The sequence below is a fragment of the Arthrobacter sp. zg.Y820 genome (genome assembly GCF_030125555.1).
Lineage (GTDB): Bacteria > Actinomycetota > Actinomycetes > Actinomycetales > Micrococcaceae > Arthrobacter_B.
Map to the genome: position 1 here is coordinate 62881 of NZ_JASKLX010000013.1, position 15181 is coordinate 78061.

The window sequence follows — 15181 nt, forward strand, 5'->3', positions numbered from 1 at the left end:
ACCAGCAGCCTGCAGAGGCTGCACATAACGCAAGGAGCGTATTTCGTGAGCGAACGCATTGTTCTGGCCTACTCCGGTGGCCTCGATACATCGGTGGCCATCGGCTGGATTGCCGAAGCGACAGGTGCCGAAGTCATCGCAGTGGCGGTCGACGTCGGACAGGGCGGCGAGTCCCTGGAGACCATCCGCCAGCGCGCCCTCTCCTGCGGCGCCGTCGAAGCATACGTGGCAGACGCCCGGGACGAATTCGCTTCCGAGTACTGCATGCCCGCGCTGAAGGCCAACGGCCTGTACATGGATTCCTACCCGCTGGTCTCCGCGCTGTCCCGCCCGGTGATCGTCAAGCACCTGGTCGCCGCAGCCCGCCAGTTCGGTGCCACCACCGTCTCCCACGGCTGCACCGGCAAGGGCAACGACCAGGTCCGCTTCGAAGTCGGCATCCAGACCCTGGGCCCGGACCTGAAGTGCATCGCCCCGGTCCGCGACCTGGCCCTGACCCGCGACAAGGCCATTGCCTTTGCCGAGGAGAAGAACCTGCCGATCGTCACCACCAAGAAGAACCCGTTCTCCATCGATGCCAACGTCTGGGGACGCGCCGTGGAGACCGGCTTCCTGGAAGACATCTGGAACGGCCCCACTCCGGACGTGTACGAGTACACCTCCGATCCCGCCGCCGGCCTGCCCGCCGACGAAGTGGTCATCACCTTCAAGGAAGGCATTCCGGTCGCGATTGACGGCAAGCCCGTCACTCCGCTGCAGGCCATCGAACAGATGAACCGCCGCGCCGGTGCCCAGGGCATTGGCCGGATCGACATCGTCGAAGACCGCCTCGTGGGCATCAAGAGCCGCGAAATCTACGAAGCCCCCGGAGCCATGGCCCTGATGGCCGCGCACCGCGAACTGGAAAACGTCACGGTCGAACGCGAGCAGGCACGCTTCAAGAAGACCGTCGGCCAGCGCTGGACCGAACTGGTCTACGACGGCCAGTGGTTCTCCCCGCTGAAGAAGTCCCTGGACGCGTTTATCGAGGACACCCAGAAGTACGTCTCCGGCGACATCCGCATGACCCTGGAAAGCGGCCGCGCCGTGGTGACCGGACGCCGTTCCGACACCTCGCTGTACGACTTCAACCTGGCCACGTACGACACCGGTGACAGCTTCGACCAGTCAATGGCGCGCGGTTTCATCGAGCTGTTCGGCATGTCCTCCAAGGTGGCCTCCGGCCGCGACCAGCGTGCAGCAGAAGGTAAGTAGAAAATGAATCACGGCAAGCCGCCGGTTGACCCGGCCGGAACCGCAGCTGCGGGTTCCACCGTCCAGGGTGCGCTGTGGGGTGGCCGCTTTGCCGGCGGCCCCGCCGACGCCCTCGCGGCGCTGAGCAAGTCCACCCACTTCGACTGGCGGCTTGCCGGCTATGACATTGCCGGCTCGCGGGCCCACGCCCGCGTGCTGCACACCGCCGGGCTGCTCGACGACGCCGAGCTTGAGGGCATGCTGGCGGCCCTGGACGCGCTCGACGCCGATGTCCGCTCGGGCGCCTACACCCCGGCGGACTCCGATGAGGATGTCCACGGTTCCCTGGAACGCGGTCTGATCGAGCGTGCCGGCCCGGCGCTGGGCGGCAAGCTGCGCGCCGGCCGGTCCCGCAACGACCAGATCGCCACGCTGGGCCGGATGTACCTCCGCGACCACGCCCGCATCATCGCCGCCGGTGTCCTGGCGACGGTGGATGCCCTGATGGAGCAGTCGGAGAAGCATCTGGGCGTGGCCATGCCCGGCCGCACGCACCTGCAGCACGCCCAGCCGGTGCTGCTCAGCCACCACCTGCTGGCCCATGCCTGGGCGCTGCTGCGCGATGTGCAACGCCTGATGGACTGGGATCGCCGCGCTGCGGTATCCCCGTACGGCTCCGGCGCCCTGGCCGGTTCCTCGCTGGGGCTGGACCCGAATGCCGTTGCCGCCGAACTCGGTTTCAACTCGGCGGTCTGGAACTCCATCGACGGCACCGCCTCCCGCGATGTCTACGCCGAGTTCTCCTGGGTTGCGGCCATGATCGGCGTGGACCTGTCCCGGATTAGTGAGGAAATCATCATCTGGGCCACCAAGGAGTTCTCCTTTGTGACCCTTGACGATGCCTTCTCCACCGGTTCGTCGATCATGCCGCAGAAGAAGAACCCCGATGTGGCTGAGCTGGCCCGCGGCAAGGCCGGCCGCCTGATCGGTGACCTGACCGGACTGCTGGCCACGCTCAAGGGCCTGCCGCTTGCGTACAACCGGGATCTGCAGGAAGACAAGGAACCGGTGTTCGACGCTGCCGACACTCTGGAGGTCCTGCTTCCGGCGGTGTCCGGCATGATCGCCACGCTGACCTTCAACACCGAGCGCATGCAGGCACTGGCACCGCAGGGCTTTGCCCTGGCCACTGACATCGCCGAGTGGCTGGTCCGCCAGGGCGTGCCGTTCCGGGAAGCCCACGAGCTCTCCGGTGCCGCAGTGAAACTTGCGGAGGGCCGTGGCGTCGAGCTCTGGGACCTGACGGATGAGGATTACGCCGGGATTTCCGAGTACCTGACTCCCGAGGTCCGCACCGTGCTCAGCACGGAAGGCTCGCTGGACAGCCGCAGCGCCCAGGGCGGAACCGCCCGGTCCGCCGTGGAGCAGCAGCTGGCTGCGCTGAAGTCGGAAGTGGCGACGGCACGGAGCTACGCCGCGTAGCCCAGGCCGAGTCCGGGCTGAGTCCGGGCTGAGTCCGGGCTAAGGGTGCTGCTGGATCCCGGTGCCCTCGGCGCCGGAGGTGCCCCTGCGGAGATTCTCCGCACGGCGGGCCCCCCCCCCCCGGGCAAACAGGGGGGGGGGCCGGCGGCGGGGGGGGCCCGGGGGCGGGGGGGGGGGGGGGGCCCCCCCCCCCCCCCCCCCCACCGCCGCGTCCGGATCAACCCTGTTTTGCACGAATGGAGCCGCCGGAGTTTACGCGGATCAGCGATTTCGGCGATTCCCGTAGTTCCGGTGATTTCAGTGGTTCCAGTGGTTCGGTGGTTCCCGTGGTTTCCGGTGAGCCCCATGGTTCCGGCGATTCACCTAATGCCATTGATTCCAGTGCGCAGGGGGCCTTCCATCGCGACCGTCGTGCAGAGCAGGGGCTTTTCGGAGATCCATAGTGCAGATCAGGGGCTTTCCCGCGGCGAAAAGAGCCTTTTGGGGCCGTTATCTGCACGAAGGATTCTTTGGACGCCCGTTATCTGCACGAAGGATCCTTTGAAGGCCCCTCATCTGCACTATGAACGCCGTGGCCCCGTCTGTGCTTCGACAGCTGGTTGGTCTTTATGTCTCACTGTGATGCCCTCAGCTACCCTTGGCCCATGAGCGACTCCTTCCGGCGGATGCTGCGCGCCCTGCCCGACTTCCCGGACAACCTCCCGCGGTTCGACCCCGCGGCGGCCCCTGCGGATCCGTCCGACCTGTTCCGGTCCTGGCTGGACGAGGCCCTGGCTGCCGGAGTCAGCCAGCCCCATGCCTTCTCACTGGCCACCGCTGACGCAGCCGGAAACCTGTCCTCCCGCATGCTCATCCTCAAGGAACTCGACGACGACGGCTGGCACTTCGCGACGTCGCGCACCTCCCGTAAGGGCCGGGAACTGTCGGAGAACCCGCGGGCCGCCATGAACTTTTACTGGTCCGAGCTGGGACGGCAGATCCGCGTCAGCGGCACCGTGGTGCAGCTGTCCGAGGCGGCCTCGGCGCGTGACTGGGCGGAGCGGCCGGCTGCCGATGGTTCGGAAAACCCCGAGTGGCAGCTCTACGCCCTCCAGCCGGTCGAGATTGAATTCTGGCAGGCAGATCCGGGCCGGCGGCATATCCGGCACCGTTATGATCTGTGATCCGCTATGACCTGTGATCTGCGTGGCTGACTGCTCCTGCCCAGGCCGTGACCGCCGCCGCGGACACCGCCGCCACCTCGCGGCGACACCGAAAAAGGACGTCTCTGCTGTCCCGTTTTTGCCTGTCGTGCCCCTAGGGTGGGTCCCATGACTGGTCTCCCTGATGTTCCCGGCGTTGCACCCCCTGCTGTTTCCAAACCGGAGCCCCGGCCCACCCCCTCGCAGCTGGTGGCCATCCTGGACGCGGCGGCTGCGGACTTCCGGGATCGCATTCGATTCCTTACCGACGACGACGTCCGCGCTCCCTCGCAGCTCCCGGGCTGGTCCCGCGGGCATGTGCTGGCGCATGTGTCGGGTGTCGCTGACGGCATGGCCCGGCAACTTGAGTACGCAGTCCGCGGAGAAACGATCGAGCTGTACGACGGCGGCGCCGAAGGGCGGAACCGGGCGATCGAAGAAGGCGCGGTGCTGAATGCCGACCGCCACCGCCGCGAACTCAGCACCTCGCTGGACCGCGTGCTCGCGGCGTTCCACGGGCTGCAGGCAGCCGACTGGCAGGCTCCGATTTCCTATCGCAGCGGCGTCGTTCGGGACGGCGGCCTGGCGTTGTGGCGGGAACTGGTCATTCACCTCACGGACCTGGGTGTCGGAGTGGAGGCCGACACCTGGTCGCCGCAGCTTTGCGAGCACCTGTTCGGTTTCCTCTCGGCCCGGGTTCCCGTCGGAGTACGCCTCAGGCTGCAGCCGCTCGGTCTGGCGCCCCGCGTCCTGGGCGGTTCCGCCCCGGGGGAGCCGGTTTCCAGCACCGTTTCGGTGAACGGCATGGCAACAGACATCGCCGCCTGGCTGGCTGGACGAACTCCGAATCTTGCCAGCCTGCGCGCAGAAGCCGCAGCCGACGGCGTGGACCTGCCCAAACTCCTGCCCTGGCCGTCGGCGCTGCCAACGAAATAGCGCGTTGCAACAGGCCGCCGCCCTCGGACCCCGGCAAGATACAGCCCTAATAACCCGCCCCAATAATCGGCCTAATCACCGGCCCTAGTAGACGGCCTAATAACCGGCCCTAAGACACAGCCCTAATAACCCGCCGTAAGACGCTGGCCTAACAAGCTGCCCTAAGGCTAGCCTTGGCCCCCTAAGGCCTGGCCCAGATTGAAGGGCGCCGGACGCCTCAGAACGGCGGCGGCTCTCCACCGTCCTTTCCACTGTCTCCTCCTCCCGAGAACACCACGGAGAGTGGCACACGCTTGGCGGCGGGGCGGGAACTGACTGAAGGGCCGGAATCAAGGCGGTGTTGCGGTGTGAGGGTGAGTTCGGGCTGGGTCGTATAGTGCCGGCCCAGCGGGGAGATCCATTCCAGAACGCCCGGTGTGACCTGTCGTGCTTTCCAGAACCCCAGTGTCTTGAACAGGTGGTGCTTCTTGCAGAGGTGCGCCAGGTTCCAGTGTGCGGTGGGTCCTCCTGCCGCCCACGGGATGGTGTGGTCCGCTTCGGCCCGGCCGGTGCCGGCGCTGCAGCCCGGGAACCGGCAGGTCTGGTCCCGCGCCTGCAGCCATCGCCGCAGTCCGGCCGGGACCTTTCGGCGCCGACCCACGCCCAGGACCTGCCCGGAACACGGATCCTGGACCAGCCCGGTCCACCGGCACGCTGCTCTGGCGAGCCGCCTGGCTGCTTCTGCGGTGATCGGCCCGTATCCGGCCAGCTCGGCCGGCGCGTCATCGGCTCCGAAGAGCGTGTCAGCATTGATCAGGACCATGATTTCCGCGACCGTGGCTGGAGGCAGCGGCGGGAGGTCCCCGGCATCGGCAGACCCGTTGGGTCCGTTCGGTCCGTTGGCTCCGTCAGCTCGGTTGAAGCCGGAAGACCCGTTGAGTCCGCTGAAACCAGCTGGCCTACTGGCTTCATCCGGGGAGCTGTCTCGACCGCTGCCGTGGTTGGTGTCGGTGGTGCTGGCCTCGCCGGCTGCCGGATCCGGACTTTGACCGTTCCCGGGCTCGCCGATCCAGGGTTCGGGAGTGTGCAGGAGCAGGGACGCGAGGATATCGGTGCGCAGCTGATCCAGGCACCGAGGATCGCCCTGGGCCTGCTCTCCGCGGGCTGCACCGGTCAGCGCGCCGTAGATCTGCTGACCCTTGTCCGCCGGCATATAGGCGGTGAGGTGTCCCATGCCGTCGGGCCGGGGCTGGAACCAAACGCGACGCTGATCAAACGCGGTCCGGTGCCGGACCGGAATGCTCTGCGGATAGATCCGTTCGCGCAGCCGCCGGGCTTTGCGGGTGAGTTGGGCATTGGTGAGCTCCGGTGCGAGTTGAAGCAGGTCCTGCTCGAGGGCAGCAGCGGCTCCGGGCGGAAAGAGCCGGCCATCGTCAACTCCTGGCTGATCGTTCTCCTGCCCCTTGTCGTTCTCCGGCCCGGTGTCTTCCCCTTGAGGCCCTTTCCCGGGATCGCGTCCTGCTTCGCTGCCGGCAGCAGCCACGGGTGCCGGTTCCATGAGGGATCTGGTCTGGTCCAGGATCGTCCGCGCCTGGGCAAGGGTGATCGCTCCGGTTTCCAGCAGGGCCAGCGTGTCCGGGCAGCGGGTGCAGAGCTCCTCGGATTCTTCGACCAGGGCCATCGCGGTTCCCTCGGGCAGCCGAAACAGGGTGGCGATCTCGGTGGCACAGAGACTGAACGCCAGACTCCGGTCTACGCCCTGCCCGGCAGAAACGCCCGGCCGGGCGGTTCGGGCGCACCGGGCGCTGGTACCGGTACCGGTGCCGGCTACGTCTTCGCCGGCTGCCCGGCGCTCGGCATCCTCGGCCGCCCGTTGCCGGTCGAACTGCTCCAGCTCCTCGAACATGAGCCGGTGCTGGCGGTGCACCAGCCGTGCCTTGGCGGCGGCGGCCCAGCCTTCCAGAATCCGCACACCCTGCAACGCGGTGCCGGTCAGCTCCTGATCCAGGCCCGCAGCATCCAGCAGACCCAAAGAACCGGTGAACCCCTCGGGCAGGGTCGCTGCCAGAGCGTGGCGCTGAGCAGCACTAATTGCCGGGTCAGCACAAAACACCGGGCTTGCACCGGCGCCGCATGCACCGGCATTGGCACGGGCGTTGCTGCCGCCGGCGCCATGGTGACCGCCGCCGTCGGGACCGCACCCGTCGCCGCCGCCGTCGGCCCGCGGGGGAGCGGAACCGTGGTCACCGACCCACAGGGGATCAAACGGGACGGAGTCGGGCGGCCACTCCGGGTCGGGCGGTTGCGGTTCCCACACCAGAAAATCATCACGCCACGGGGCATCCGGAGGAGGGTCTGTCCGCTGGTCAAACGTCGTTGTTGTGTCCATGAATTCATGGTTTCAGCTGCCACCGACATTTCCAGCTGGCCTCCAACACGGACTTTCCCCGCCGCAGCACACCTCGGGTCTGCCGGCGACTAGTCAACGGACAGCCGCTCGGACTTACGGAGCATTCCCACCGCGGCTAGGCTGGGACTTCAAAGCCGGGGTTCCACCGAGCAGGAGGACGGCCGCCATGTCTGAGCAATCTGGCCCCGCAGTTCCGGAAGGGCAAGCAGTCCCTGAGGGCCGTATCCAGAAACTGACCGATGGATATGCGGTTGCCTTCGACCGCCAGTTTGACTACCCCACGGCCCACATCTGGGATGTCCTGACCAATTCCGAAAAGGTCTCACGCTGGCTCGGCGACGTGACACCGCAGTGGCGGCTGGGCAAGGAATACACATTGGAAATGGACGGCGGCACCAGCACCGGCACAGTGCTCCAGCTGGAACCTCGTTCCAGCCTGCAGCTCACCTGGGAGGACCAGCTGGGCCTGGAATCGGTGCTGGAATGGCAGGTCCTGGAGAGCGGCGGGGGAGCGCTGCTGCAGTTCCGCTCCCGCACCGACTCACCGGATTTCCTGACCGAAGGCAGTGCCGGCTGGCAGGGGATCCTGAACTCCTTCGCCAGCGTCGCCGCCGGTCGGGAACCGGATCCTGACAGCATGGATCGGTGGCTTGCCCTGCGCGATGCCTACGCCAGCGAATTCGACATTTCCCCCACGATGGGCCGGGTGACCGGTGAGGGTGCCGACGCGGAGCTGGTGTTCGAGCGTTGGTACCGGGCGCCGGCGGAGGATGTGGAAGCGGCGGTGGAGACGGCCGGCAGGACGCTGAGTATTGGAGGGGACGCGCAGCTGGTGATGACCGATGACGGCCACGAAACCAAGGCCACCATCCGCGAGCCGGTCACCGGCAGCCAGGATCAGACCGCCACCCTCCTCGCCGCGTGGCACGCCGCCCTTGACGCCGTGCGAGACCAGCTTGACGGCCAGACCCCGAATCCGAATCTGCACCGGCGGGCCGCACTTGAGCGGTTCTACCGCGCCATGCTCTGACGGTCCCCGCGACCATCCCCGCATGGCAGGAGCGCCCCGATTCCAGCCACAGGACGGGATCTTGCTACGGTCGAAGGCATGGAAGACACAAGCGCACGATCACGGCTTGCGGTACCGGCCACCTCCGCCGCCCGCCTCCTGCTGGGCTCAACCCTGACGCACGACGACGGCGGCCGCCCGGTGAGCGTTCGGGTCACCGAGGTGGAGGCCTACATGGGGGACGCGGATCCGGGCTCCCACGCGTTCCGCGGCCGCACGGCCCGGAACAACACCATGTTCGGTCCGGCCGGGCACCTTTACGTCTACTTCACCTACGGTATGCATTACTGCGCCAACGTGGTCTGCGGTGATGAGGGACAGGCCACCGGACTGCTGCTGCGGGCCGGGGAAATCACTGACGGCATCGAAACCGCACGGGAACGCCGCGGAAATCCGCGCACCGACCTGGACCTCGCCCGCGGACCGGCCCGGCTGGCCCAGGCCCTGGGCATCAACAGGAACCTCGACGGCGCCGATGTCTTCGCGGCCCCGCTGCGGCTGGAGTTGCCGGACCGGGCGGTGCCGGAAGAACTGGTCTCGTCCGGACCGCGGGTGGGTGTCAGCGGCCCCGGCGGTTCAGACGAATATCCCTGGCGGTACTGGCTCACCGGTGACCCAACTGTGTCCAAGTACCGTCCCGCCCAGCCGCGCAAGCAGCCGGCATCCGCAGGAGCGACGGCCCTGCGGCCGTGAAACGCAGAACGGCGTTCCGGATGAGTGCCATCCCGGAACGCCGTTCGGCGAAGCAACCTGCTAGGAGCGCGGAAGCGGAGCCTGCGCGGAAATCAGCTTCTTTTCCAGCAGTTCGTCCCAGAACGCACCCGGAATTTCGGCCTTCATCGCCGCGACATCCTCTGTGACGCGTCCGGGCCGGCTGGAGCCGGGAATGACCGCAGCCACAGCGGGGTGGGCGGCGGAGAACTGCAGGGCAGCGGCCTTCAGGCTCACCTCGTGCCGGGAGGCCACCGAGGTCAGCTCGGCGATCCGTGTCTTAACCTGCGGAGGAATCTCGGCGTAGTCGAACGTGTCGCCGCCCAACAGGGCGCCGGAGTTGAAAGGTCCGCCGACGATAATGCCGACGCCCTTCTCCAGTGCAGCGGGCATCATGCGCTGCAGGGCGCGCTCGTGCTGCAGCAGCGTGTACTGAGTGGCTGAGAGGCTCATGGTCGGAGCTGCCTCATCCATGTCCATGGCCAGCTCGATGGGCTCGGTGGTGTTCACGCCGAGGCCCCAGCCGTTGATGACGCCCTCATCCTGCAGCCGCGCGAGTACCCGGAACGCGCCGGTCCGCGCCTCGTCGAACTTGGTGACCCACTCATCACCGAGGAAGTCCCGGGAGGTGTCGTGGACGAAGACAAAGTCCAGCCGGTCAGTCTTCAGCCTCTTCAGGCTCTCCTCGATGGAGCGCAGGGTGGCATCCGCGGTGTAGTCAGTGGCGATCTTATTTGAACGCCCGTGCGTGAAGAGGCCGGAGCTTTTTTCCTCTTCCTCATCCAGGATCAGCCGTCCCACTTTGGTGCTCAGCGCGTACTCATCGCGGCGATGCTGTGAGAGGACCTCGCCCAGGCGGGATTCCGCCAGGCCGGCTCCGTAGAAGGGTGCGGTGTCGAAGTAGCGGATGCCTTCATTCCAGGCGGCTTCAACCGTCGCCAGCGCCTCATCCTCGGGAATGTTCCGGAACATGTTTCCCAGCGGAGCCGTGCCGAATCCGATCTTGTTCTTGAGCACTTCGTGCAGGTTAGCCATATGTGTTGCAATCCTTGACTGTTGGTGCCGTTAAATTCAGTGGCCTGTCCAAAGGGGCAAAGGGCACTGACAGATGGCAACCGCCGTCGAAGGCCCCTTTATTCCTCCAGCCGATAACTCCGCTCGATTCCGCCCGCCCGACCGACCCGGTGTGCGTGCCCGCTGTCACGCGGGCGCCGGGCGTGGCGAGACAAGTGCCACAGCTGTCCACGCGGCTCGGGCCGGAGCGGACGCAGCGGGTAAGGTGGACGGGTGAAAGATGCCCCGGCAGAACCGGTTAACAACGAGACCATTGAACAAACGATCGAACGTCTGGGTGCAGTCGTGCCCGACTATCCCAAGCCGGGAGTGGTCTTCCGTGACCTGACCCCCGTCTTTGCCGACGGACAGGCCTTCCGGAGCGTCGTGGATTCGCTGCTGGCCGAGTACGAGGGGCGCTTCGACTACGTTGCCGGAGTGGAAGCACGCGGCTTCCTCCTCGCCGCAGCTGCTGCCTACGCGGCGGACAAAGGCGTCATCACGATCCGCAAGCCGGGCAAACTGCCGCGCCGCGTGCATTCCGAGAGCTTCTCCATGGAATACGGCGAAAATACACTCGAAGTCCACCAGGACGACATTCCGGTGGGCGCCCGCGTGCTGATCCTGGATGATGTACTGGCCACCGGCGGCACCCTCGGGGCGACCGCACGCCTGATCGAAAAGGCCGGCGCAGTCGTGGCCGGATTCGGCGTCGTGCTGGAGCTGAAGGACCTGGGCGGACGCCAGGCGCTTGCCGGTTACCCGGTGCATGCACTGATCGGTTACTGACCGAGGATTCATGCTCTTCCGTCCGGCGGAGCACCACCCGCGCCGCCGGACGGAGGCGCACCACGACCACCCCGAACAGGGCCGGTGTCAGCCGGTTAGCTCAATGCATGGAAAAAGTCCAAATGCGCGCTAAACTTGACGGTCTGCCTTTGCGAGAGGGAACGCGAACATGCCTGAAACGTCTTCTGCCCACCACGAGCTGGAACATGAGCGACACTACGTCGCCGGTTTGTACCAGCGACTCGACGAACTCCGCGAGGAAAAGCGCGAACAGCTGGCCCAGGTGCGGCGCAGCCACTCGGCCGGTTCACACCAGAACCGCTCCGAACGTGACGCCTTTGCGACCATGTATGAAGACCGCCTGGCGCAGCTGAACGCCGTCGATGACCGGCTGGTTTTCGGCCGGCTGGACCTCGACGACGGCGAAGAGCGTTACATCGGCCGCATCGGCCTGTCCACCGAGGACCTGCAGCGATTGATGGTCGACTGGCGCGCCCCGGAAGCGGGCACGTTCTACCAGGCCACAGCGTTCGAACGGCAGGGCGTACGACGCCGCCGCCACCTGATCCTCAAGGGCCGGAACGTCCAGGCCATCGAAGACGATGTGCTGGACTACACCATGCTCGAGGAGGAGGCTGCACTTCAGGGCGAAGGCGCCCTGCTCGCTGCCCTGAACTCCAAGCGCACCGGACAGATGTCGGACATTGTCGGCACCATCCAGGCCGAGCAGGACCGCATCATCCGCGCACCGCTGGCCGGCACCCTGGTGGTGCAGGGCGGACCGGGAACGGGCAAGACCGCCGTCGCGCTGCACCGCGCCGCCTATCTGCTGTACACGCACCGGGAACGGCTCAAGTCCGCCGGTGTCCTGCTGGTGGGCCCCTCCAATGCCTTCATCCGCTACATCGAACGGGTGCTTCCCTCGCTGGGCGAGACCGGCGTCGTCATGTCCAGCCTTGGCCAGCTGATGCCCGGCATCACGGCCGTGCAGGAAGAAAACGCGCACGTCGCCGAGATCAAGGGACGGATCGGCATGGCTGAAGTGATGGCCAACGCCGTCGCCAACCGCCAGCGGCTCCCGGCCGAACCGCGGAAGCTGAACGTCGAGGGAACCATCCTCACGCTGACTCCGAAAATGGTCCAGCGCGCCCGCGACAAGGCCCGTGCCACCGGCAAGCCGCACAACGAGGCCCGGGTGACCTTCGTGAAGATCCTGCTGCGCGAACTCACCGAGCAGCTGACCGACCAGCTCGAGGAATCGTCCGGTGCCGGCAACAGCACCGACCGGGCGTATCTGGCCGAGGACGTGCGCAGCGCCCGCGACGTGCGGGTGGCACTCAACCTGTGCTGGATGCCGATGATGCCGGAGAAACTGCTCTCCGAACTCTTCAGTAAGCCCGGACACTTGGAAGCAGCCGCACCCGAACTGAGCCCGGAGGAAATCCGCCTCCTGCGCCGCAGCCCGGACGCACCGTGGACCGAATCCGACATTCCGCTGCTGGACGAGGCGGCGGAGCTGCTCGGAGAACTGGACGCCTCCGCCGGACGCGACTTCGCCCTGCGCGAGGAACAGCGCAAGCGGGACCTGGCCAACGCCGAGCGGGCCATCGAGAACACCGAGGGCTTCCTGGAAGACTCCGGCGCGCACGGCATCCTCTCTGCCGAGGACCTGGCGGACCACAACACCGAGGGGGAGGTGCGCCTGACCGCGGCCGACCGCGCCGCCGTCGACCGCACCTGGGCCTTCGGTCACATCGTCGTTGACGAGGCACAGGAACTGTCGGCCATGCAGTGGCGGCTGCTGATGCGCCGCTGCCCGCTGAAGTCCTTCACCGTGGTCGGCGACATCGCCCAGACCAGCTCCGCCGCCGGTGCCACGTCGTGGCAGCAGGCGCTGGCGCCGTTTGTGGGGGACCGCTGGACGCTCGAAGAGCTGACGGTGAATTACCGCACCCCGGCGCAGATCGCCGAGGCGGCGGTCCGCATGGCCAATGCTGCCGGTCTGGTGGTCTCCGCACCCAAGGCCGTCCGCGAAGGCCGCTGGGCACCGTTCGTCGACCGGGTGCCGGAGGGCGGATTGGTTGCCCGCCTGATGGAGGTCCTGCCGGAGGACCTGGACTCGCTGGACGGCGGCCTGCTGGCGATCATCGCGGAGGAACACCACCTCGACGCCGTCCGCCGCGAAGTCGGTGCTGTCTACGGCCGGCGGCTGGGCACCGGCGCCGGTGGGCTGGAACAGGACATAGTGGTGACCTCGCCGCGGGAAGCCAAGGGCCTGGAGTTCGACGGCGTCGTCATTTTGGAGCCTGAAGAGCTGCTTACCGCTGCGGCCGGGAAGGTCGGGGACCTGTACGTGGCGATGACCCGCCCGACCCAGCGGCTGCGTCTTATTGCCGCGGGTCCGATCCCGGCCGGCATTGTGGAAGAAGAAGCCTGATATTTTGGAACACGTGACTACTGAAACCCCAGCGGGCCTGCGCGCCCAGAAGAACGATCCGACCTTCGACAATATTTGGCAGGAACTGAAGTGGCGTGGACTGGTCCACGTATCCACTGACGAGGCCGAACTGGAGAAACTGCTCGCCGGGGATTCAATCACCTACTATTGCGGCTTCGATCCGACGGCGCCGAGCCTGCACTTGGGCAACCTGGTGCAGCTGCTGACCATGCGCCGGCTGCAGCTGGCCGGCCACCGCCCGCTGGCCCTGGTGGGCGGCTCCACCGGGCTGGTGGGAGATCCGCGTCCGACGGCGGAACGCACCATGAACACCAAGGAAACCGTTTCCGAGTGGGTCGGCTACCTGCAGGGCCAGGTGCAGCGCTTCCTCAGCTTCGAGGGAAGCAACGCCGCGCAGATGGTCAACAACCTTGACTGGACCGCGCCCATGAGTGCCATCGACTTCCTGCGGGACATCGGCAAGCACTTCCGGGTGGGCACCATGATCAAGAAGGAGATTGTCTCTTCGCGGCTTAACTCCGACGAGGGCATTTCCTACGCCGAGTTCAGCTACCAGGTGCTGCAGGGCATGGATTACCTCCAGCTCTTCCGGGACTACAACTGCGTGTTGGAAACCGGCGGTTCCGATCAGTGGGGCAATCTCACGGCCGGCACCGAGCTGGTGCGCAAGGTCGAGGGCAAGAGCGTCCACGCCCTGGGCACCCCGCTGATCACCAACTCCGATGGCACCAAGTTCGGCAAGAGCGAGGGCAACGCGATTTGGCTGGACGGCAGCATGACCAGCCCGTACGCGATGTACCAGTTCTGGTTGAACACCCCCGATGCCGACGTCGTTGACCGGCTGAAGGTCTTCACCTTCCTGTCCAAGGCTGAAATCGAAGAGCTGGAACGCTCTGTGGCGGCCGAGCCGCACAAGCGCGCTGCCCAGCGCCGGCTGGCCTTTGACGTCACGTCGCTGATCCACGGGGTGGAGGCTACCGAAAAGGTTATCGCCGCCTCCGCTGCGTTGTTCGGACAGGGTGACCTCAGTGAGCTGGACGAAGACATCCTGACCGCAGCCACCGCCGAGCTCCCGCGGGTAGTAGTGGACGCCAGCGGCCTGGGCATCATTGACCTGCTCGTGGCTTCAGGCCTTTCGGCCAGCAACTCCGCGGCCCGGCGAACGGTTGCCGAGGGCGGCGCCTACGTGAACAACCACAAGGTCACGGATGCAGAAGCGGTGATCGGCGGCACGGAGCTGCTGCATGGCCGATACCTGCTGCTGCGCCGCGGCAAGCGCACTCTTGCGACCGTTGAAGTGTCCGCCGTATAGTTTTAACGGCCCGTTAGAAGGCTGGCTTCCAGCTCCCTCGCTGGTTCCGGATTTTCCGGAGCTGCGAGGGGCGGGGGCCGGCTTTCTTCGTTCCGGAGCTGTCCGCAAGGAGGCATCCGGAACCGGCGGCGCAGCGTGCAGGAGGTCACACTCCAGGGGTTTGCGCCAGCCGCCGAGGGTGTGTAAAGTTTAGTGAGTTGCCCCGGTGAGCGCCTGACAGACATGTTCTGCAAGTGAGACTCCCGGACTCGGCAGCCACAACCCATCACAACGCAACGGGCAAGGTCCGGAAGCTTCGTGGCGGGTTCACCCGGTTGTTTCGGCCAGGTTCCGCGGATAACGCGGAATTGCTAAAACAGTCCGGATGAAATAGAATAAAGAAACACTGCAGCGAAGAGAAAAGAAAGACATTCAATTGTTTTTCCGAGTATTTCGGATGCATCTGTTGTTTGAGAACTCAATAGTGTGCCAAGTTTATTGATACCAATTATTTTAATTGGTTGAACTGGTTCTTCCGCCCACCCCGTGGGTTGGGAGGACTTTTTTAGCTGGTTTCGAATTTAGTGCA

Annotated in this window: 11 protein-coding genes; 9 read left to right on the forward strand and 2 right to left on the reverse strand. The window is 66.1% G+C overall.

Annotation, left to right across the window (positions count from 1 at the left end; all coding sequences use genetic code 11):
* Positions 1-45: 45 nt before the first annotated feature.
* From QNN99_RS15430 to QNN99_RS15445, 4 genes are all read left to right on the forward strand, one after another.
* Positions 46-1254 carry an argininosuccinate synthase gene (locus QNN99_RS15430; protein WP_229967711.1) on the forward strand — a complete coding sequence of 403 codons (1209 nt, stop codon included), beginning with the start codon at positions 46-48 and terminating at the stop codon, positions 1252-1254.
* Positions 1255-1257: 3 nt separating this feature from the next.
* Positions 1258-2715 (forward strand): argininosuccinate lyase, encoded by a 1458-nt coding sequence (gene argH, locus QNN99_RS15435; RefSeq protein WP_229967713.1) that lies wholly within the window; start codon positions 1258-1260, stop codon positions 2713-2715.
* Between the two features lie 644 nt (positions 2716-3359).
* Complete coding sequence (locus QNN99_RS15440; protein WP_229967715.1) at positions 3360-3878, forward strand: pyridoxine/pyridoxamine 5'-phosphate oxidase; 519 nt, start codon at positions 3360-3362, stop codon at positions 3876-3878.
* Positions 3879-4025: 147 nt separating this feature from the next.
* Positions 4026-4832: a maleylpyruvate isomerase family mycothiol-dependent enzyme gene (locus QNN99_RS15445; protein WP_229967717.1), complete on the forward strand. Its 807-nt coding sequence runs from the start codon at positions 4026-4028 to the stop codon at positions 4830-4832.
* A gap of 217 nt (positions 4833-5049) precedes the next feature.
* On the opposite strand, the gene QNN99_RS15450 is transcribed toward QNN99_RS15445, so the two are convergent.
* Entirely contained in the window at positions 5050-7200 is a 2151-nt protein-coding gene (locus QNN99_RS15450) for an HNH endonuclease (RefSeq protein ID WP_229967719.1), read from the reverse strand.
* Positions 7201-7387: 187 nt separating this feature from the next.
* Between QNN99_RS15450 and QNN99_RS15455 the strand changes: the two genes are divergently transcribed.
* Both QNN99_RS15455 and QNN99_RS15460 read left to right on the forward strand, forming a co-directional pair.
* Positions 7388-8251 (forward strand): SRPBCC domain-containing protein, encoded by an 864-nt coding sequence (locus QNN99_RS15455; protein ID WP_229967721.1) that lies wholly within the window; start codon positions 7388-7390, stop codon positions 8249-8251.
* Between the two features lie 78 nt (positions 8252-8329).
* On the forward strand, positions 8330-8983 hold the full coding sequence (locus tag QNN99_RS15460) for a DNA-3-methyladenine glycosylase (RefSeq protein WP_229967723.1): 654 nt from the start codon (positions 8330-8332) through the stop codon (positions 8981-8983).
* 60 nt (positions 8984-9043) lie between these two features.
* On the opposite strand, the gene QNN99_RS15465 is transcribed toward QNN99_RS15460, so the two are convergent.
* A complete protein-coding gene (locus QNN99_RS15465) occupies positions 9044-10036 on the reverse strand; it encodes an aldo/keto reductase (RefSeq protein WP_229967725.1) in 993 nt (330 codons plus the stop codon).
* A 252-nt stretch (positions 10037-10288) separates the two neighbouring features.
* On the opposite strand from QNN99_RS15465, the gene QNN99_RS15470 reads away from it, so the two are divergent.
* The 3 genes from QNN99_RS15470 (at position 10289) to tyrS (ending at position 14613) form a co-directional block, all read left to right on the forward strand.
* Positions 10289-10843 (forward strand): adenine phosphoribosyltransferase, encoded by a 555-nt coding sequence (locus QNN99_RS15470; RefSeq protein WP_229967727.1) that lies wholly within the window; start codon positions 10289-10291, stop codon positions 10841-10843.
* A 169-nt stretch (positions 10844-11012) separates the two neighbouring features.
* Positions 11013-13280, forward strand: coding sequence for a HelD family protein (locus QNN99_RS15475; RefSeq protein WP_229967729.1), 2268 nt, complete (start codon positions 11013-11015; stop codon positions 13278-13280).
* A 13-nt stretch (positions 13281-13293) separates the two neighbouring features.
* Positions 13294-14613, forward strand: coding sequence for a tyrosine--tRNA ligase (tyrS, locus tag QNN99_RS15480; RefSeq protein WP_229967731.1), 1320 nt, complete (start codon positions 13294-13296; stop codon positions 14611-14613).
* Positions 14614-15181 lie beyond the last annotated feature (568 nt).